At 63.0% G+C, this 238-nt stretch carries 1 protein-coding gene; it reads right to left on the bottom strand.

The annotated features are described in order from the left end of the window. On the bottom strand, positions 1-238 hold a 238-nt coding region (locus tag ACVA58_RS28660), incomplete at both ends, for a 3-hydroxyacyl-CoA dehydrogenase NAD-binding domain-containing protein (RefSeq protein WP_446513619.1).

The raw sequence follows: 238 nt of genomic DNA, 5'->3' as shown, positions 1-238 counted from the left end.
GGCCCTCGCCCAGCACGCAGAACGCCTCGTTGATCATCGGGCACAGGATGCGATTGACCACAAAACCCGGGCTGTTCTTGACCGTGATCGGCGTCTTGCCGAGTTGCTTGGCCAGCGCCTCGACGTCGGCGTGCGTGGCATCGCTCGTCTGCAGACCGCGGATGACTTCCACCAGCGCCATCATCGGCACCGGATTGAAGAAGTGCATGCCGATGAAGCGGCTGGCATCCTGCAGCAC

This window comes from Photobacterium sp. DNB22_13_2, from assembly GCF_052873915.1.
The sequence above is the reverse complement of the archived record's forward strand: the minus strand, read 5'-3'. Positions and strand labels throughout refer to the sequence as shown.